At 36.7% G+C, this 19,576-nt stretch carries 22 protein-coding genes; 1 reads left to right on the top strand and 21 read right to left on the bottom strand.

Annotation, left to right across the window (positions count from 1 at the left end; translation table 11 throughout):
- Positions 1-145: 145 nt before the first annotated feature.
- From spoIVB to accB, 13 genes are all read right to left on the bottom strand, one after another.
- Positions 146-1,444 carry a SpoIVB peptidase gene (spoIVB, locus tag AABL52_RS06585; RefSeq protein WP_341519073.1) on the bottom strand — a complete coding sequence of 433 codons (1,299 nt, stop codon included), beginning with the start codon at positions 1,442-1,444 and terminating at the stop codon, positions 146-148.
- Positions 1,445-1,562: 118 nt separating this feature from the next.
- On the bottom strand, positions 1,563-3,302 hold the full coding sequence (gene recN / locus AABL52_RS06580) for a DNA repair protein RecN (protein WP_000947744.1): 1,740 nt from the start codon (positions 3,300-3,302) through the stop codon (positions 1,563-1,565).
- 267 nt (positions 3,303-3,569) lie between these two features.
- Positions 3,570-4,019 (bottom strand): arginine repressor ArgR, encoded by a 450-nt coding sequence (argR, locus tag AABL52_RS06575; protein WP_001032581.1) that lies wholly within the window; start codon positions 4,017-4,019, stop codon positions 3,570-3,572.
- Between the two features lie 142 nt (positions 4,020-4,161).
- Complete coding sequence (locus AABL52_RS06570) at positions 4,162-5,001, bottom strand: TlyA family RNA methyltransferase (RefSeq protein ID WP_001274748.1); 840 nt, start codon at positions 4,999-5,001, stop codon at positions 4,162-4,164.
- A gap of 3 nt (positions 5,002-5,004) precedes the next feature.
- Positions 5,005-6,897, bottom strand: a complete 1,893-nt coding sequence (dxs, locus tag AABL52_RS06565) for a 1-deoxy-D-xylulose-5-phosphate synthase (protein ID WP_000366438.1) — start codon at positions 6,895-6,897, stop codon at positions 5,005-5,007.
- Between the two features lie 302 nt (positions 6,898-7,199).
- Entirely contained in the window at positions 7,200-8,090 is an 891-nt protein-coding gene (gene ispA / locus AABL52_RS06560; RefSeq protein WP_000150372.1) for a (2E,6E)-farnesyl diphosphate synthase, read from the bottom strand.
- Positions 8,090-8,320: an exodeoxyribonuclease VII small subunit gene (xseB, locus tag AABL52_RS06555; RefSeq protein ID WP_000428423.1), complete on the bottom strand. Its 231-nt coding sequence runs from the start codon at positions 8,318-8,320 to the stop codon at positions 8,090-8,092. Before xseB ends, ispA begins: the two co-directional genes overlap by 1 nt.
- A complete protein-coding gene (gene xseA, locus AABL52_RS06550) occupies positions 8,310-9,668 on the bottom strand; it encodes an exodeoxyribonuclease VII large subunit (RefSeq protein WP_000415270.1) in 1,359 nt (452 codons plus the stop codon). Before xseA ends, xseB begins: the two co-directional genes overlap by 11 nt.
- Before the next feature lie 26 nt (positions 9,669-9,694).
- Complete coding sequence (folD, locus tag AABL52_RS06545) at positions 9,695-10,555, bottom strand: bifunctional methylenetetrahydrofolate dehydrogenase/methenyltetrahydrofolate cyclohydrolase FolD (protein WP_000226737.1); 861 nt, start codon at positions 10,553-10,555, stop codon at positions 9,695-9,697.
- Between the two features lie 23 nt (positions 10,556-10,578).
- A complete protein-coding gene (gene nusB, locus AABL52_RS06540; protein WP_000830249.1) occupies positions 10,579-10,971 on the bottom strand; it encodes a N utilization substance protein NusB in 393 nt (130 codons plus the stop codon).
- Between the two features lie 347 nt (positions 10,972-11,318).
- Positions 11,319-11,711 carry an Asp23/Gls24 family envelope stress response protein gene (locus AABL52_RS06535; RefSeq protein ID WP_000807630.1) on the bottom strand — a complete coding sequence of 131 codons (393 nt, stop codon included), beginning with the start codon at positions 11,709-11,711 and terminating at the stop codon, positions 11,319-11,321.
- A gap of 22 nt (positions 11,712-11,733) precedes the next feature.
- Positions 11,734-13,086, bottom strand: coding sequence for an acetyl-CoA carboxylase biotin carboxylase subunit (gene accC, locus AABL52_RS06530; protein ID WP_341519072.1), 1,353 nt, complete (start codon positions 13,084-13,086; stop codon positions 11,734-11,736).
- A gap of 16 nt (positions 13,087-13,102) precedes the next feature.
- On the bottom strand, positions 13,103-13,591 hold the full coding sequence (gene accB, locus AABL52_RS06525) for an acetyl-CoA carboxylase biotin carboxyl carrier protein (protein WP_000472874.1): 489 nt from the start codon (positions 13,589-13,591) through the stop codon (positions 13,103-13,105).
- Between the two features lie 470 nt (positions 13,592-14,061).
- On the opposite strand from accB, the gene AABL52_RS06520 reads away from it, so the two are divergent.
- Positions 14,062-14,256 carry a DNA recombination protein RecO gene (locus tag AABL52_RS06520; protein ID WP_080000182.1) on the top strand — a complete coding sequence of 65 codons (195 nt, stop codon included), beginning with the start codon at positions 14,062-14,064 and terminating at the stop codon, positions 14,254-14,256.
- A gap of 98 nt (positions 14,257-14,354) precedes the next feature.
- Here AABL52_RS06520 and AABL52_RS06515 read toward each other — a convergent pair whose 3' ends face one another.
- From AABL52_RS06515 to spoIIIAA, 8 genes are read right to left on the bottom strand one after another with little or no spacing between them, the layout of a single operon-like run.
- On the bottom strand, positions 14,355-15,011 hold the full coding sequence (locus tag AABL52_RS06515; protein ID WP_000914713.1) for a SpoIIIAH-like family protein: 657 nt from the start codon (positions 15,009-15,011) through the stop codon (positions 14,355-14,357).
- Positions 15,012-15,026: 15 nt separating this feature from the next.
- Entirely contained in the window at positions 15,027-15,689 is a 663-nt protein-coding gene (gene spoIIIAG, locus AABL52_RS06510; RefSeq protein ID WP_341519071.1) for a stage III sporulation protein AG, read from the bottom strand.
- Positions 15,679-16,311: a stage III sporulation protein AF gene (spoIIIAF, locus tag AABL52_RS06505; RefSeq protein WP_001161040.1), complete on the bottom strand. Its 633-nt coding sequence runs from the start codon at positions 16,309-16,311 to the stop codon at positions 15,679-15,681. The genes spoIIIAG and spoIIIAF overlap by 11 nt, the downstream gene beginning before the upstream one ends.
- A 12-nt stretch (positions 16,312-16,323) precedes the next feature.
- On the bottom strand, positions 16,324-17,496 hold the full coding sequence (spoIIIAE, locus tag AABL52_RS06500) for a stage III sporulation protein AE (RefSeq protein ID WP_000943696.1): 1,173 nt from the start codon (positions 17,494-17,496) through the stop codon (positions 16,324-16,326).
- A 10-nt stretch (positions 17,497-17,506) separates the two neighbouring features.
- Positions 17,507-17,890 carry a stage III sporulation protein AD gene (spoIIIAD, locus tag AABL52_RS06495; protein WP_077393170.1) on the bottom strand — a complete coding sequence of 128 codons (384 nt, stop codon included), beginning with the start codon at positions 17,888-17,890 and terminating at the stop codon, positions 17,507-17,509.
- Positions 17,891-17,913: 23 nt separating this feature from the next.
- Positions 17,914-18,117, bottom strand: coding sequence for a stage III sporulation protein AC (spoIIIAC, locus tag AABL52_RS06490; RefSeq protein WP_000020914.1), 204 nt, complete (start codon positions 18,115-18,117; stop codon positions 17,914-17,916).
- A 14-nt stretch (positions 18,118-18,131) separates the two neighbouring features.
- On the bottom strand, positions 18,132-18,647 hold the full coding sequence (spoIIIAB, locus tag AABL52_RS06485) for a stage III sporulation protein SpoIIIAB (RefSeq protein ID WP_000238690.1): 516 nt from the start codon (positions 18,645-18,647) through the stop codon (positions 18,132-18,134).
- Positions 18,641-19,567, bottom strand: coding sequence for a stage III sporulation protein AA (spoIIIAA, locus tag AABL52_RS06480; protein WP_000665895.1), 927 nt, complete (start codon positions 19,565-19,567; stop codon positions 18,641-18,643). Before spoIIIAA ends, spoIIIAB begins: the two co-directional genes overlap by 7 nt.
- Positions 19,568-19,576 lie beyond the last annotated feature (9 nt).

The following is a 19,576-nucleotide window of genomic DNA, read 5'->3' as shown; positions in this document are numbered from 1 at the left end:
TTATTCCCTTTCGCAACACTTTCCATCATAGAAATACAACGAAACGTTCAACCCTTTTCTTTTATTTTACAACAAAAAACACCTCTTGCGGAGCTTTTACAAAATTTCAACGAATTTTTCAACAGAAAAACGAGCTAATTAATAATTAGCTCGCTTTTCTTTCTTGTTCATAAATGTTAATTCCAGCCTCATGTAACATCCATTCAATATGAACACCATATCCTGATGTTGGATCATTTACAAATACATGTGTAACAGCACCAATTACTTTCCCATTTTGTACAATTGGACTTCCACTCATGCCTTGTACGATACCACCCGTTTTCGTTAATAAACGTTTGTCTGTGACTTTTATTACCATGCCTTTTGTAGCCGGAAACTTTTGCGGTACTGTACTAACAACTTCAATATCAAACGCTTCCACTTTATCTTTATCAATAACTGTTAATATTTTTGCTGGTCCCTCTTTTACTTGATGAGATAGTGCAATCGGCATTGCTTTATCCATTACGCCATTTGGAATATTTGTATTTAATTTACCAAATATTCCAAATGGACTATTTATTGTAATATTACCAATCACTTCACGATCTGGTGAGAACCTCGCTAATTTCTCTCCTGGATTCCCATGACTACCTCTTTCAATTGATGTAACCGTCGAACGCATAATTTGTCCATCTTCGACTTGAATCGGCTTTTTCGTATCGTTATCAGAAATGACATGACCAAGTGCCCCATATTTCATAGAATCAGGATGAACAAATGTCATTGTTCCGATTCCAGCTGCCGAATCACGAATATATAAACCAATGCGATAAGACGATTCTCCACTGTCTTTTTGTGGTGTTAACTTAGTGCGGATATGTTTTCCATCTCTTAACAAAACAAGATTAAGCGGTTCACCCGTTTCACCACTATTATGAATAAATGGCGCTACATCACTCATTCTTTCAATTGTTTTACCATTAATTTCAGTAATCATATCTCCAATTTGCACACCAGCTGTTTCACCAGGAGATACTTTCCCTTTTTCAGTTTGAATTAAATGATGGCCTACAACAAGTACCCCTTTTGTGTTTAACTTCACACCAATTGATTGTCCACCTGGAATAACTTTAAAATCTTTCAATACTTTCACATTTACTTTTTTTACTGGAAAACCAGCAAGCTGAAACACCATATCTGCTTCACCATTTTGATGAGAATTTACCATAAGTCCTTGTTTTTGTTCATTTGAACTTACTGTAAACACATGACGATCTGTAGATGAGGCTTTAAAAACTGGTAATGATGCTATTTCTGATTGTTGCCCTTCAAAAACAACAAGTTGCTTCGGAGATGAAATAAACGTCCGAAGCGGTTTAAAACACCCAATAAAAATTAAAGAAACAAGGAGACAAAGACCTATTATTTTGCGAAATCTTTCTAATCTCAATTCGTTCACTCTCCTCGCTCCTACCCAACATTCAGCCTCTTGGCTTCACTTTTTAATCTCTCCTTGCAGTGCTTTATTTATAACCGGAAGAATTAAGAAATCATTATTTGAGAAAAAAAGCTATCCATTACTGGATAGCCTCTGCTGTCTGTTTAAAATGATGCGCTTGCGTAAGTAATTCTTTCGCATGTTCTGTCGTTAAATCTGTAATTTCCACACCAGAAATCATTCGAGCTATTTCTGTTACTTTATCCTCCATAGTTAAAACGGTAACTGATGTAATTGTCCGATCATTCGCTACTTGTTTTCGAATAAATAAATGTGAATCCGCCATTGAAGCTACTTGAGGTAAGTGCGTAATACAAAGTACTTGCGAGTTTACTGATACTCGATAAATTTTTTCTGCAATAGCCTGTGCAACTCGACCACTTACACCAGTATCCACTTCATCAAAAATAACAGATGCAACACCTTGATGCTTAGAAAAAATGCTTTTTAAAGCTAAAATAATACGAGATAACTCTCCGCCAGAAGCGACCTTTGAAAGTGGTTTTAGCGGCTCACCTGGATTTGTTGAAATATAAAATTCCACATGATCATAGCCATCCGCTGTCAGCCTTACCGGGGCACCCTCCACAAGAGGCTCTTCAGCATTTCCTTCTCTCTTCATGATTCTCACTTCAAATTTTGTTTTCTCCATATATAATTCTTTTAATTCCTGATGAATGGCATTTGTAAGATGCTCTGCAAGCTCATGACGCATATTACTTAACGACGTCGCTTCTTTCAGAATAACACTTTCTAATTCCTTTAATTGCTTCTTCGTCGTTTCAATATGAACGTCTTTATTCTCAATGGTAAAAATTTCTTGTTCAATTTTATCAGCATACGCTAAAATCTCTTCTACAGTATTTCCATATTTTCTCTTTAGCATACGAATTTCATTTAAACGTGTTTCAATTTCGTCTAAACGATTCGGATCATATTCCATCATATCGAGCTTTTCTCTAAGTTGATATGCAACTTCTTCTAATAAGTAGTAGCTATTTGCAATTGAATCATGGTTTTCTTGATACACTTCATCTAAATGTGTAATACTCTCCATTTGTCCCATTGCGCTTCGTATATTATCTAATCCTTGTCCGTCAGCGCTTAGTGAGCGATATGCATCGCCTAATGCTTTGTAAATTTTTTCAAAATTAGAAATTTGCAATCGTTCTTCAGTTAACTCATTTTCTTCATCCATCTTTAAATCCGCCTTACGGATTTCTTCATGCTGGAATTGAATTAAATCTAAACGATGCGCCATCTGTTGTTCATTTTCACTTAACGATTTTAACTGTTTTTTTAACTTCTCATAGTCAGCGTATACATTTTGATATATACTCAATTGTTTAACAATGCGATCTCCATCAAAATGATCAAGCATAAACATATGACGCTCTTCATTCATTAAATCTTGTGTTTCGTGCTGCCCATGAATATCAACAAGTGTTTTTCCAATTTCCTTTAATATACTAAGGGTAACCAGTTTCCCATTTACACGACATACACTTTTCCCGTTTGCAGCGATATCACGCTTCAAAATAATCATGCCGTCTTCTATTTCTATATCCAACTCTTCTGCCTTTTCAATACATGGATGCTTATCATCTTCTACATAAAATAGCCCTTCTATCTCAGCTTTTTCTGTTCCGTATCGAACAAATTCCGCTGAACCACGGCCACCTACAAGTAAACTAATCGCATCAATAATAATCGATTTTCCGGCCCCTGTTTCACCACTTAAAACCGTTAATCCTTTTTGAAAAGAAATATTTAATGCCTCAATAATAGCAAAGTTTCTAATCGATAATTCCGATAACAATGCCCCATTCACCTCGTTATAAACTAATCCCCTATTAAGGGCTTTTCTCAGTTCTTCATTCAAATAGTCATACTATATGTTTGTATGTATAAATTACTTTTCTAACCGCTCCATTGTACCAAACATTTGTTTTACGGGTCAATCCACCTATTTTCTAATTTTATTCAAAGAAAATATTATATTACAATTAAGAATTCACATTTTTGACCAATAAAAATATCCTGTTCACTTTCCACTTTACAGAGGAAAGCAAACAAGATTTTTTTGTTACAACATATTTAAGAAACGATCAGAGACAACACCTGTATCTTCAGGTGTACGGCAAATAATTAAGCAAGTATCATCACCACAGATGGTTCCGATGATCTCATCCCACTCTAAATGATCAATAAGTGCTCCAAGTGAATGAGCGTTACCAGGCAATGTTTTTAGCACAAGCATATGTCCTGCCGTGTCTAATTTTACAAATGAATCCACTAGATTGCGTTTTAATTTTTGTAACGGGTTAAATCGTTGATCTGCTGGCAAGCTATATTTATAGCGCCCATCATGTAATGGCACTTTCACTAAGTGCAGTTCTTTAATATCGCGCGATACCGTTGCTTGCGTTACATTAAATCCCTCATTACGTAAAATATCAACTAATTCATCTTGTGTTTCAATTTCTTTGTTCGCAATAATTTCCCTGATTTTAATATGGCGCTGACCTTTATTCATACATTTGCACCTCACACTATCTCTTACCATAGTTTAAACGTTGGTATACTTCACTTATTTATGTTAACTTATAATTCGTTGCTTGTACACAATTGTTTTTACAATCATTATACAATTACAACAAAAAGAGGAACAACATATGTTATTCCCCTTTTCCTTTTTGTTTTAGGACATCATGCGCCTCTGTAACTACTTGCTCAACAGAAACTGGAGAATGATTTTCGCCATTCTCACGTTCACCATGCCATTTCAGATGAATTAAAAATTCAATATTACCATCCCCGCCCGTAATTGGTGAGAATGTTAAACCTTCTACGTCGTATCCTTCTTTTATAGCAAAATCGACAATCATTTCCACGACAGCTTCATGTACTTTTCGATCACGAACGATACCTTTTTTCCCAACTTGCTCTCTTCCAGCTTCAAACTGCGGTTTAATTAACGCTGCTACATCCCCATTAGGCATAAGCATTGTTTTTAAAACTGGCAATATAAGCTTTAATGATATAAATGAAACATCGATACTAGCAAATTGCGGTAAACCACGCTCTAAGTCTGCTGGTGTTACGTAACGGAAGTTTGTTCGTTCCATTACGACAACACGCTCATCTTGACGTAATTTCCACGCAAGCTGATTGTATCCTACATCTAATGCATAAGATAATTTCGCTCCATTTTGAAGCGCACAATCTGTAAAGCCACCAGTTGATGAACCAATATCTATCATAACTTTATCTTGTAAATTCAGATGAAATGTCTCTAATGCCTTTTCAAGTTTATAACCACCACGGCTTACATACGGCATAACTTGTCCCTTCACCGTAATCTCTGTATCTTGTGGGATTTTCTCTCCTGGCTTATCAAGTCTCATCTCATTCGCATATACAAGCCCCGCCATAATGGCGCGTTTTGCTTTCTCACGTGTTTCTATAAGCCCTCGTTCTACTAATAGTACATCTACTCTTTCTTTTTTTGCACTCATTTGTTACGCCCTTTTTTGTTTTGATGGAATCATTGTATGAATACGGTCTACAACAGCATCTGTCGTTAAACCAATTTCTTCTAATAATTTTGTTACACTACCGTGCTCTATGAAACGGTCTGGAATACCCATTCTTTCAACTAACGCACTATGGTACCCGTTCTCAGACGCAAATTCAACTACTCCTGTTCCAAAACCACCGATTAAGCAAGCTTCTTCAATCGTTAAAATCGGTATATTTTTTCCTAAGAGGTCATGTAAATATGCTTCATCCATCGGTTTAATAAAGCGTGCGTTAACTACTTTCACTGAAACTCCAGCCTTTTCAAGACGCTCAGCCGCTTCCATTGCCATTGGTATTGTCGTACCAAATGTTAAAATAGCCGCTTGTGTACCTTCTTTTAACGTTTCCCATGAACCGATTGGAATCGCCTTTAATTCTTCATCCATATGAACGCCAAGTCCATTACCGCGCGCATAACGTAATGCGATTGGTCCATCTTCATATTGCATCGCCGTATATACTAAATGTTGCCCTTCATTTTCATCTTTTGGCATCATAAGTACCATATTCGGCAAATGACGTAAGAATGAGATGTCAAATACACCTTGATGCGTTTCACCATCTGCTCCTACTAAACCAGAGCGATCGATTCCGATGAAGACATTTAAATTTTGGCGGCATATATCATGAACAACTTGATCATATGCTCTTTGTAAAAATGTTGAATAAATCGCTAAGAATGGCTTCATTCCTTGCGTCGCCATACCCGCTGCCATTGTTGTAGCATGCTGCTCTGCAATACCTACATCAATCATACGATCCGGGAATTCTTTTTGGAATTTCTCAAGTTTCGATCCAACAGGCATTGCAGGTGTAATTGCAACGATACGCTCATCCGTTCTCGCTAGCTTAAGTACCGTATCACTAACAACAGCACTCCATGCTGGTGCAACTTCTTTCGGTTTAACGAAGTCACCTGATTCAATTTTATAAGGTCCTGTTCCATGCCAAGTTCCAATAACATCACTCTCAGCTGGCTTATAACCTTTTCCTTTTTTCGTAATAACATGAACAAGTACTGGGCCTTTTGTTTTCTTTGCATATTGCAACGTTTCGAATAACTTTTCATAATCATGCCCATCAACTGGACCTAAATATGTAAAGCCTAATTCCTCAAAAAAGACACCAGATACTAGTAAATATTTAAGACTATCTTTTATTTTCTCTGCTGTCGCAGCAACTTTTCCACCGACTGCTGGGATTTTCTTCAATATATACTCTAGTTCGTCTTTTACCCAATGGTATTTTCCTGCGGTACGTAGACGTCCAAGCACATTATGAAGTGCGCCAACGTTTGGTGCAATTGACATTTCATTATCATTCAAAATAACAATCATGTCTGTTTTTTCATGTCCAATATGGTTCAATGCTTCTAAAGCCATTCCGCCTGTTAAAGCACCATCTCCAATGATTGGTATAACATATTCTTTCGTTTTCTTTAAATCACGTGCTAGAGCCATTCCCATTGCAGCAGATAACGATGTCGAGCTATGGCCAGTTTCCCATACATCGTGCTCACTCTCGCAACGTTTTGGGAAACCACATAGGCCTTGATATTGCCTTAATGTACCGAATTCCTTTGCACGTCCTGTTAAAATCTTATGTACATAGGATTGATGTCCTACGTCCCATAAAAATTTATCTTTCGGACTATCAAATAATTTATGCAGAGCAATTGTGAGTTCTACTACACCTAAATTAGGTGCAATATGTCCACCTGTTTGAGAGAGCTCTTCAATTAAAAACTTACGAATATCCTCACTCAATCCCTCTAGTTCACCGATAGACATATCTTTCAAAAAACTAGGGTTTTGAATTTGCGTTAGATCCACATGGATCACTCACTTTCATTTCATAATCTGTCAACATGTCAAATATTATAAAAAACATTTACACAAAACAAGAAATTATCTTTTTTTATTTTTCACCTTGTCCTGCTATTAACCAGTCTATTGCGCCCTAATCCTATTATAAACCATATTTCTTTAGGCGATGAAAAAAATAGCCGCTAACACGAAGTGATAACGGCAATGTAATCTACATATATTTTTGCCAATAACAAGAAAAGAAAAACCTTTTCCTACATTTATATCATAAAATGATGAATGACTCAACAAATGGAAACGCTGTTATATTAGTTATTACGTTTTGCAATCAAATCGCAAATAGATAGTAAATATTCATCTTGTAATTGCAAGGAACCAATAGCATCTTTTGCTTTTGCAATTGTTTCTTCTAAAATACCCTTTGCTCTATCTACAGTAAATAACGTCGTATATGTGCTCTTTTCGTTGGAAACATCACTACCAATCGGTTTTCCAATCTCTTCTTCGGTTCCTTCCACATCTAGAATATCATCTCGAATTTGGAACGCTAGGCCGATATATTTGGCAAACGCAAGTAATTTTTCTTCTTGTTCTTCTGTGGCATCAGAAAGTATCGATCCGGCAAGTACAGCGAATTCAAGTAGTTTCCCAGTCTTATGCTTATGAATATACTCCAACTCATCAATCGTAAGCTGTTTCCCTTCAGCTTCCATATCTGCCACTTGTCCGCCAACCATTCCTTCTGGTCCTGCCGCTTTCGCAAGCTCCAGTACAAGTCTTACTTTTTTTTCAGCAGAGATTTCCTTTTGTTCATATGCCATAATTACTTGAAAAGCATACGTCAACAAACCATCGCCTGCTAAAACTGCCATCGCTTCACCAAATACTTTATGATTTGTGGGCTTTCCTCTTCTTAAATCATCATCATCCATACAAGGTAAATCATCATGAACTAACGAGTATGTATGTATCATTTCAAGAGCACAAGCTGCACCTACTCCAAGATTTCTTTCTTTACCAAACGCTTGTAATGTCGCAAATAAAAGTAACGGGCGGAGACGCTTTCCACCCGCTTCCAAAGAATATGCCATCGCTTCACGAAGTACATTTGGACATTGTAATTCATTTGCATAGCTTACAAGCTTCTCTTCTACGAAAGTTTTACTTTCTTTCAAAAAAGTATCAAAAGCAATAGTCACTATGCTTCATCTCCTAAAGCAGTAAACGGTTCAAGCTCTCCATCTTCCCCAAGAATAACTGCCATTTGTTCTTGTACGTTCTTCAACTTCTCATCACAAAGCTTAGATAATTCCATACCCTCTTTAAAATAAGAAATTGCTTCTTCTAAAGGTACGTCACCTTGCTCTAGCTTAGAAACGAGATGCTCAAGTTGCGAAATTGCCTCTTCAAAGCTTAATTTATTTTCCATTATTCAATTCACGCTCCTCTATGCCTGATACGCTACAATCTAGTATTCCATCTTGTAATTGAACTGAAACAGCATCTCCAAGGCTGACATCTTTCACACTTTTTAACACTTGCTTCTCTTCATCATATACAAGCCCGTACCCTCTCATCATTACTTTGAGCGGACTTAACGCTTCAAGTTTTTGAGCAACTCTTACAAAGGCAAATTCTTTCGTTTGAAGTAATGTTTGCATTTCACGTTGTAATTGCTTTTGCAATGTTTCAACCGCTACCTTTGTTTGCATAATTTTTTGAGCTGGGTGGTGCTTCTCTAAATAAAATGAAAGCTGTTTTAACTGATTTACCTTTTTATCAATATAGCGCTCTTTCGCTAAAACAAGCTGTTCTAACGCTCTATCTAATTGCTCTTCTTTTTGTTCATATACTTGTCTTGGATAGCGGAACGCATAAGATTTTTGCAATACTTGTAGTTTTTCTTCTTTTTTATGTACTAACTCTCTCATTGCTCTTTGCAATCTTAGAGTTCTTTGTAATACCTTTTCTTGTAACTCTATAATGTTAGGCGCTGCTAGCTCAGCTGCTGCAGTCGGTGTCGGTGCACGTAAATCGGCAACAAAATCCGCAATTGTAAAGTCCGTTTCATGACCTACTGCTGAAATAATAGGGATTTCACTCTTGAAAATGGCCCTTGCAACCATTTCTTCATTAAACGCCCATAATTCCTCAATAGAGCCTCCCCCTCGCCCAACGATTAGGACATCTATCTCTCCCATTTCATTCGCTGTACGAATCGCTTGTACAATTGAGGGAGCTGCTGACTCCCCCTGTACAAGTACCGGAAACACAATAACATTTCCAATTGGATAACGACGTTTAATCGTTGTTATAACATCACGAATCGCTGCCCCTGTTGGCGACGTAATCACACCTATTGTTTTAGCATAAGGAGGAATTGTTTTTTTATAAACTTGAGAAAACAAACCTTCTTCCTCTAAACGAACCTTTAATTGTTCGTAAGCTAAATGCAGGTTTCCGACTCCGTCAGGCTGCATGTCTTGAATATAAATTTGATAAGAACCACTCGCCTCGTAAACGGAAATTTTCCCTTTCACAAGTACCTTCATCCCATTTTCAGGTCTGAATTTAATATTACGATTATGACCCGCAAACATAACCGCTGCGATTCTTGCATTTTCATCTTTCAATGTAAAGTACATGTGGCCACGACTATGATTTTTAAAGTTGGAAATTTCACCTTTTAACCAAACAGACTGCAAATGCGGATCATATTCTATTTTTGTTTTTATATAGCGTGTTAACGCTGTAACGGTTAAATATTGTTTTTCCATTTCTCTCTCCTCATAGCCGACTCAAATTATTTACAAACGACACCTGCACGCTTCGCAGATTCAACAGTATTATGAAGAAGCATTGTGATCGTCATTGGACCAACACCCTTTGGCACAGGTGTAATGTAACCTGCAACATCTAACACGTTGTCAAAATCAACATCACCACAAAGTTTACCTGTTTCTAAACGGTTTACACCAACGTCGATTACAACCGCTCCTTCTTTCATATAATCAGCTGTTACCATTTTAGGTCGTCCAACAGCTACGATTAAAATATCAGCTAACTTCGTCAACTCTTTCATATTTTGCGTTTTAGAATGACAATATGTGACAGTTGCATTTTCATTTAAGAACAATTGCCCCACTGGCTTGCCGACAATATTACTTCTTCCAATTACTACAACATGTTTTCCCGAGATATCAAGATTTGTTTCTTTTACTAATTCTACAATACCGTGCGGTGTACATGGAAGGAATGTATCTTGTCCCGTCATCATACGTCCCACGCTGATTGGGTGAAATCCATCTACATCTTTTTCTGGTGAAATTCTTTCAATGATAGCTTTTTCTTCAATATGTTTTGGTAAAGGTAATTGCACTAAAATGCCATTAATACGGTCATCGCCATTTAAGCGATCGATTTCAGCAAGCAAGCGCTCCTCAGTAATTGTTTCAGGAAGTTCAATTAGCTCTGAATAGATTCCTACTTGTTCACAGCCCTTTTCTTTTCCTTTTACATAAGAACGAGATGCTGGATCTTCTCCAACTAGAATAACTGCTAATCCTGGTACAATCCCTTGCTCTTTCAACTTCACAACTTCTTCTGTTAATTGTGCTCGTTTTTTCTCCGCAACTTCATTTCCTTTGATGATTACTGCTACCATTTTAAGATTCCCCCTTAAAGAAATTACAGTGTATCTTTTATATTAGATAAAACGCCGTTAATAAAACGACGAGATTCCTCATCCCCAAATGTTTTAGCAATTTCAATCGCTTCGTTAATTGTTACGTTGTGTGGAATTTCTTCCATGTATTTCATTTCATACACAGCTACACGTAAAATACTGCGATCAACAATACTAATACGCTCCAGCTTCCATTTTTTTAAGTTTTGACGAATCGCTTCATCAATTACTTCTTTATTTTCTACAAAACCTACTACAAGTGATTCTAGAAATTCATTTGTTTCTTCACCTTCATCTAGCGTGTTTTCCACAGCTACTTTCGGTTCTAATTCACCTGTAATATCCATTTGATATAATGCTTGCATCGCTCTTTCTCTAGCCGTCCTACGTTTCATTGTAACTCTCCTTTATGCTTCAAGTCTTTCCTTATGCTTTGTTATATTATTATAATTTATAAGCCGTCAATTCACTTACTCTTACAGTTTTCATTGATTTTCCAACCTTATAATACAATGATAATAACACAATTTATCGTTTCACACACGGGTTACAAGGCTGAAAAATAATAAAAAGATTAACTTCAAGTTCCATATCTTATCACAATGTACGTTTTTTGGAAAAACGAAACATTTCCTTTTTGATTTCTCATTTTTTGAAATAGTATAATAATTAGAGGGTTTTAATTTGTGAAGAAATGAAACGATAAAAAAGGTGCCTATGTTACTAGGCACCTTTTTCATTCTTACACTGGTTCGATTTCTGTTTTTTGTGTTTCGAATGTTACGCCAACGATGTGAACATTCACTTCTTTTGGCTCAAGCCCTGTCATTGTAAAGAGTGCCTGGCGAATGTTGTCTTGAATCTTTTGTGCAACAACTGGAATTGCTACGCCAAAATACATCACAACATAAAGGTCAACGATAATATCTTCGTTTGCTAATTCAACCTTTACACCTTTACCATGATTTTTCTTACCTAACTTCTCAACAACATCTGTAGCAAAATTACCACGCATTGCCGCTACACCTTCTACCTCAGCAGCTGCAATACCTGCGATTACTTCAATTACTTCTGGTGCAATTTCTACTTTACCAAGAGTTGTATCTTGACCCATATCTAACATATGTTCAGCCATGAAAAAAACCTCCTTTAATGTATCACTGCGTCACAAGTTCATGCTCTTCCAAAAATTTCGTATTAAACTCACCTTTTACAAAATCAGGATGATCTAACAATTGCAAATGGAACGGGATTGTTGTATGTACGCCTTCAATGACAAACTCACTGAGTGCACGCTTCATTTTTGCAATTGCCTCTTCACGTGTTTTTCCGTGAACAATTAATTTAGCAACCATCGAATCATAGAAAGGTGGGATTGAATATCCCGGATATACAGCTGAATCGACGCGAATACCAAATCCGCCTGGCGGCAAGTACATTTCTACTTTACCTGGAGATGGCATAAATTTTTTGGCAGGGTTTTCCGCATTAATTCGGCATTCAATTGCCCAACCATTAAATTGTACTTCTTCTTGCTGTAACGATAACTTTTCTCCAGAAGCAACACGAATTTGTTCTTTAATTAAATCCATCCCTGTTACCATTTCGGTAACTGGATGCTCAACTTGAATTCTCGTATTCATCTCCATGAAATAAAAGCTTTTCGTTCTATATTCATAAATAAACTCAACCGTACCAGCACCTGTATAATCAACCGCTACCGCCGCTTTAACTGCCGCATCACCCATCTGCTTGCGAACATTTTCATCAAGTGCAGGTGATGGACTTTCTTCTAGTAGTTTTTGCAAGCGGCGCTGAATTGTACAATCACGCTCTCCTAAATGAATGGCATTTCCGTGTGTATCTGCCATTATTTGAATCTCAACATGGCGGAAATCTTCAACGTACTTTTCTAAGTATACACCAGGGTTCCCAAAAGCGGTACTAGCTTCTTGCTGTGTAATTTGAATTCCTTTTACAAGCTCTTCTTCATGGCTTGCGACACGAATACCTTTCCCGCCGCCACCTGCAGTCGCTTTAATAATAACTGGATATCCAATTTGATTAGCAAGCTCGATCGCTTCTTCGGTATTTTTAATAATCCCTTGTGAACCTGGTACAATCGGAACCCCTGCTTCTTTCATTGTATCACGAGCAACGTCTTTTGTGCCCATCTTTGAAATAGCTTCTGGACTCGGACCGATAAAAATTAAGTTACATTCACGGCATAGCTCTGCAAAATCTGCATTCTCTGCTAAAAATCCGTATCCCGGATGAATAGCATCACAGCCTGTTAACTTCGCAACACTAATAATGTTCGTCAAATTTAAATAGCTTTCTTTCGAAATCGTTGGTCCTACACAATACGCCTCATCAGCAATTTGTACGTGAAGTGACTCTTTATCTGCTTCTGAATAAATTGCGACTGTTTCAATATCCATTTCTTTACAAGCACGAATAATTCGTACAGCAATTTCCCCACGATTGGCTATTAATACTTTTTTTATCATCACAAAGACTCCCTTATTACGCTTTTACAAGAAATAGCGGTTGTCCATACTCCACAAGTTGTCCATTATTAACAAGAATCTCAACAATTTCACCATCTACATCAGCATCGATTTCGTTAAATAATTTCATAGCCTCGACAATGCATACGATAGAATCTTTTGATACTCTATCCCCTACACTTACATATGCAGGTGTATCAGGCGAAGAAGAAGAATAAAATGTACCTACCATTGGTGATGTAATTTTATGTAGGTTTTCATTTTGAACAGCTTTTTTCTCTTCTTGTTTTGGTACTTCCACTTGTGCTGCCGCTACTGTTGTTTCAACTTCAACAGGTGCTACTGGTTGCACGACTTGTTTTGCTACAGGTGCTTGCACAGCAACAACTTCATTACCACGCTTTTTCATTTTGATTGTTGTACCATCTTTTTTGTATTCAAATTCATCAATATTAGAGCTATCAATTAATTTAATTAATTCACGAACTTCTTGAATTTTAAACATGTAAAATCCACTCCCATACTCTTGTTTGTCCCGTTTTTACAGATTCTCGTCACTTAAACTAGATTGACTGTAAAAATACGATGTACTCTATTAGAAAATACATTTCATTTACTAATAGAAATTATTACTATTTCCATCTTACGATAAATTTTTTAAACATTCCAATTTATATTTCTTTATAATAAATCGAAACTCCTGTAAAAATATTATTTCAATAAAAAACTTATTACCTAGTAATAATACCAAGTTTCATGCGAAATTGGCAAGACCACTTCCTAAAAAACATTCCTTACTTTTTCAAAATGCTACAAAGTAAACATATCATTACCGCTCCACTCTTCACTTCATCTATAGTCAACAACATATTTTTACCAAATATTATTTTTTTGTTTACACCTCGTTCATCATTCCTTCATATAAGAATAGTATGTTCAAAGTGTAGAAAATATATCGTATCGAGGTGTGGACATATGATATGGCTCATTCTCTTCTTACCTGCCGTAATGATCTGGGCATTCGTTCTCTTCATCCACGTCAAATCCGGAAAAAGTAATCATCATTACCATGAACCGCTAATCTTTTACTCACAACGTATTTCTCCGTTCCGAGTTGAACATAGTAAAAATAACTACAAAGACGAAACGGAAAAAAGCTATCGAAAATGATAGCTTTTTCTATTATTATCTTTATCTAACTATTTTCAAACACTCCGATTCGTAAAAGCTAATAATCCGCGGAGGATTTCCCCGCGGATTATTAGCTTTTATTTTGTTGGTGGATCAAATTTCACACCTACATCTTTTGAGCCGCCTTCACTTCTTACAAGCTGTATAATTTTATTCGCTTCTTTTTGTGAATGCTTTGCTGCTTTCACAGTTACTCTAATGTCAGTTCCATCAGCTCTTACAAGGGCATCTTTATATCCTCCTTGAGACTTAATTACTGTCTCAAGTAATTCTTGCTTCGTTTCCATTGTAGTAATTGCATCAAAATTTTCTTTCGCTTTATTCTTTTCTGTTGCTGAAGATTTTGCTGAACTCATCACTTCTTGTAATTTTGCTTTTTGTTCACTTCGCTGATCTTCCATTTGCATACGTAATGCTGTGAAATTTTCATCACTTGATTGAACTGTTACGTTAGCATCTTTTTTACTCGTTTCTTTTTGAGCATTCTCTTTTTTGTTTGTTTCTTTGTTTGTGTCTTTATTTGATGTTTCTTTGCTTGTAGTTTCTTTTTTTGGCGTTTCTTTCGGTGCTTCATTTGTTACTGCTTTATCAGTACCTTGTTTTTCTTGTCCAATCTTTTCACCTGTTGCCGGCGATGCAGTATTCATTTTGTCAGGAGTTGTTACGTAATAAACAGATAGTACAACAACTAAACTTAACATCGTTAATAGCCAAACCGTTTGTTTTTTTAACACTTTATTTCCTCCCTATCAATTTTTCGGCGAAACTGAAACACGATGGGCTGGTACATCTAGGAGCCGTATTACAGCTTCTTTTACCATCGCTTTAACTTGTATATTATCCACTCCCTTTGCTACGACAAGGACACCTCGCACTTTCGGTTTCTCTGTTCGTAAAACAACGGGAGTTTCTTTATCACCTTCACGTATAATGACTGTCTTTTCATCAAGTGACTCATCTTCTACTTCCCTCTTACCACCTGTCTTATCTGTTTCACCTGTTGTTTGTGAACGTTTCACTGTGTTTTTTTCTAATATTTTTTCTTCAGATGAATCTAAATTCACTTTAATCGTTACATCTTTTACTCCCGCTATTTCTTCTAAGGCTGCTTTTAATTCTTGTTCATACGCTTTTTCATACTTTTCTACATTTGACATACTATCGTTATTTTTTTGTCCGAAAGTTGGTACGTCTTTTTCTTGGTTTTGCGTTTTTTGTTCTTTAAATACAGGTACTTCTTCTTTTTTACTTGAAATAAGACTACTAGAAAACATAAGCAAAATCCCAAGTATGAGTAGGACAAGTAAAAACTTAGGTGTTATCTTTTTTCCCTTCTCATTGCTTTCTTTTTCATCCCCATTCAATAAGTTTCGAAAAAATGAGAACTTCGAATTTTTATCTTTATTGTCCATTTACTCTACCTGTCCTCCCTTCCATTTGAACTTGGATTTGTTTATTCTCTAGTTGCCACCTGCTTGAAAAGAAATCTTTCATTTCTACATTCGTTTCTTCTACTTTTTTCGGAGGTTCCTTCGTGTTAATTTCAACTGGTTTTACTGTTTCGATTGCATCATTTTTACTACGTTCGTTTTCTTTCAACGTCACAACAACAGTTTGAATATCTTTTGCTGACTTTACTTCCGCTGTACTTTCCGCTGCGACTATTTGTATTTCAGAGACTGTCATACCATACTTTTTCTCGAATTCTTTTCCTACTTCTTTTTTCATTTTGGTAGCCATCTCTTCTAAACTATATGCACGTGTTAGAGCTTGTATTTCTTTTTTCTTCGAATCTATTGAATTTTTTACAGATCCTTCTGCTACGTACTTCTCTTCATTAAAATTTGCGATTACTTCATTCACATCTGTTTGCAGTAGTTTAAAAAGGGGCGTTAAGATTAAAACAACTAATAATAGACTTACAACGAATTTAACGTACTTTTGCAAATTTGAATTTGGAAGAATAAGATGAAGCATTGTCGCTAAGAGTAAAAAAACGATAATATTTCTAATCCACTCTGTAACAAATTGCATACCCTTCACCTCCTACCGCATCATAAGTGTAATGTTCCCCGCAGCAATAATAATTGTGATACTTAAAAAGAACATAAATGATACGATAGCTAAGCAAGCAAATACATAAATGATGCTTCGCCCGATAATATCTAAACATTGAATAATTGCTCCGCTGCCAACTGGCTGTAATACTGCTGCTGCGAATTTATAAATAAACGCGATACAAAAAATTTGAATCGCTGGAAAAGCAACAATTAAGCATAGAATGACGAGCCCGATAATTCCGACTGTGTTTTTTAATAATCCCGATGCACTAATAACAGTATCCGCCGCCTCTGTGAACATTCTTCCTACTACGGGAATAAAGTTCCCTGTTACAAATTTAGCAGTTTTCACAGCGATTCCATCAGCAACAGCTGTCGCTGTTCCTTGTACAGATAATACCCCTAAAAAAATCGTTAAAAAAATACCGATAATCCCAACGCTAACGTTTTGCAAAAGCTTGGACAATTTCGTAACTTTATATTGATCACTCATCGTACTTACAATACTTAATATCGTTGCAAGTAATAAAAGTGGTAGAACGATATAATTCATCAAAAGTCCGCTCGTGTTCATTAAAAAGATAATAATCGGATGAAAAAACGATACAGATACAACACCACCTCCAGTTGCTATGAGTGCAAGCAAGATTGGCAATAGCGCTAATATGAAATCTACCATTGTTTGTATCGTTTCTCTTGCATATGTCATGACGACATAAAAACTATTTAAAGCGAAAATAATAAGTACCATATATACAACAGCATCGGCAATTTTACTTACACTGCTCTTTGAAAATGCAGATTGCAGTGATTGCAACAATGCACTAAAAATTGTAAGCATAATGAGCGTTCCAAGTAGCTTCCCATTTGCAACAAGCTCGTGAAATAAATACTTTAATAAACCTAGCATCCACTCTTTTATAGAAATTTCTTTTTCTCCCTTTACAAACTCCATAAAGCTACCTTTTTGACTCTCTGGTAAATAACCTCCATATTTTGTAACAAGCCCGTCCCAAAATTGCTTCACATCTTCAATTCCGAGCTTATCCAATTGTTGATCAACGACGTTTGTTTCTACAGGAGAAGCTTGTACAACAACCGGTAAAGAAAAGAAAAGGAAGCAAGCAAATAGCAGCTTAGCTCCAAACCCCCTCAACATTCACTCCCCCTTATCCCGTCGGTAAAAATCCGAGAATAGTTTCAATTACAACTGTCAAAATGGGGATCGCCATTACTAAAATTAAGATTTTTCCAGCTAATTCAATTTTTGAAGCGATTGCACCCTGCCCTGCATCTTTTGTAATTTGTGCTCCAAACTCAGCAATATAAGCAATCCCAATAATTTTTAGCAACGTTTCTACATATACGTTGCTAACTTTCGCTTCACTCGCTACTCTCTCAATCATTTGTAAAATAGAGTGAATTTGATCAATTAAAATAAGAAACATCACGCTACCTACGAACACAATAAATAACGACGTAATGCTAGATTTATGCTGATTTAATACAGCCGCTAAAAACGTAGCAACGAGGCCTAATCCGACAATTTGTATAATTTCGATTCAAACCGCCTCCTTTACTGGAAGAGAAAGACACTCTTAATCTTGTCGAATAGCGTATTAATTAAAAATGCCACATGAAATAAAATAACGACAAAACCGACAAGGATAACCCAATTTGCAATATCCTCTCGCTTTAATTCTTTTAGTACGGTATGAATAAAAGCTAAAACAATGCCGATTCCGGCGATTTGAAATATTAATCCAACATCAATGGACATCGCCTTTCTCCCTCCTATAGCAGTAAAATTACGATAAGTAGCCCTGCTAGTACCCCTAAGCTCTTAATCATTTTTTCATATTGCAATTGTAACGCTTTCGCTTCTTCTTCTTCTCTCTCTAAATGTGTAATGCATAAGCGAATATGTTTTTGTTGCGATTCACGATCATGTTGTCCGAGCGTTTCGCCAAATTGCTGCAAAATCTCGTACTCAGTTTGTTGAAATGCTGTTAGCTTCCAATTTTCTTTCAAACTATCTATCCAAGCTTCTCTTACTGTTTGTTCTCCGCTTTCTAGCCTTCTAGCGAAACTTTGAAATATCCAATTTAACGGCTTCGGCATTTGTTTCACTAATCGCTCGGCGGCTTCAGACAAAGGTGTATGCCCATACATAATTTCTGCCTCTAATGATTGAAGTGCCGCTTTTAATAATCTAAGTTGCCGCGGCCTCTCGCTATATTTTTTTGCGTATGAAAATCCGAAAAAGGTGCTGACCGCAACGATTAACACTGCACCAAATATTTTTACCATACGCCCTCAGCCTTTCTATGAGGTAATACCGATTTTCCATATTTATCTTTCACTTGCATAACTGTTCCTGGCCCTCTCGCTTTTGATAGCTCCACAAACCTATCAAATATGCCGAGCTCCAGCACCGCCTTTAGCGACGGGCGTTTCACAACATCATCATAAGAAAATCCATGTGCGCTTATAAAAAGCTGAACCCCTGCATGCACCGCCTCCATAATTGCCTCACTATCTTCTTTACGTCCGATTTCATCTACAATCAAAATATCTGGACTCATAGAACGGATCATCATCATCATTCCTTCAGCTTTTGGACATGCGTCTAACACATCTACTCTTGTGCCAAAGTCATATTGCGGGATGCCTTTCACGCAGCCTGCAATTTCTGACCGTTCATCTACAATCCCGACTTTACAAGAAGGAATGTTCGAAGCACTTACCCCTTGACTCATACAGCGTGCTACATCTCTTAAAAGTGTTGTTTTCCCTGTTTGCGGCGGACCAATAACCATCGTGTTTAACCATCGTGATTCATACAAATACGGCAAAAGTGGTTCAGCAATTCCTATTTTTTGACGAGCGATACGAATATTAAAGGAAGAGACATCTCGAATCATTTTCACTGCGCTTTTTTCTGTAATAACTTTTCCAGCTAAGCCGATTCTATGTCCTCCTCGTAGTGTCACATACCCACGTTTTAATTCCTCTTCCATCGTATAAATTGAGAATTGACTTAACTTATTCAATAAGTAAATAGCATCCTCTGCTGTAACGACATAGTCATAAAAAAACACTTCACCATGAGCAATACACTCTAGCGGTCTTCCAATTCGGACACGGATTTCCTCTAGAGCATCGTACTGCTTACAACTTTCCACTAACTGCTTCATCGTTTTCGGTAAAACTTCTAATACTTCTTTCATCAGCTTCTC

This window comes from Bacillus paramobilis, from assembly GCF_038096195.1.
GTDB classification, from domain to species: domain Bacteria; phylum Bacillota; class Bacilli; order Bacillales; family Bacillaceae_G; genus Bacillus_A; species Bacillus_A mobilis.
Note: the sequence above shows the minus strand (reverse complement) of the source record. Positions and strands in the feature narration are given on the sequence as shown.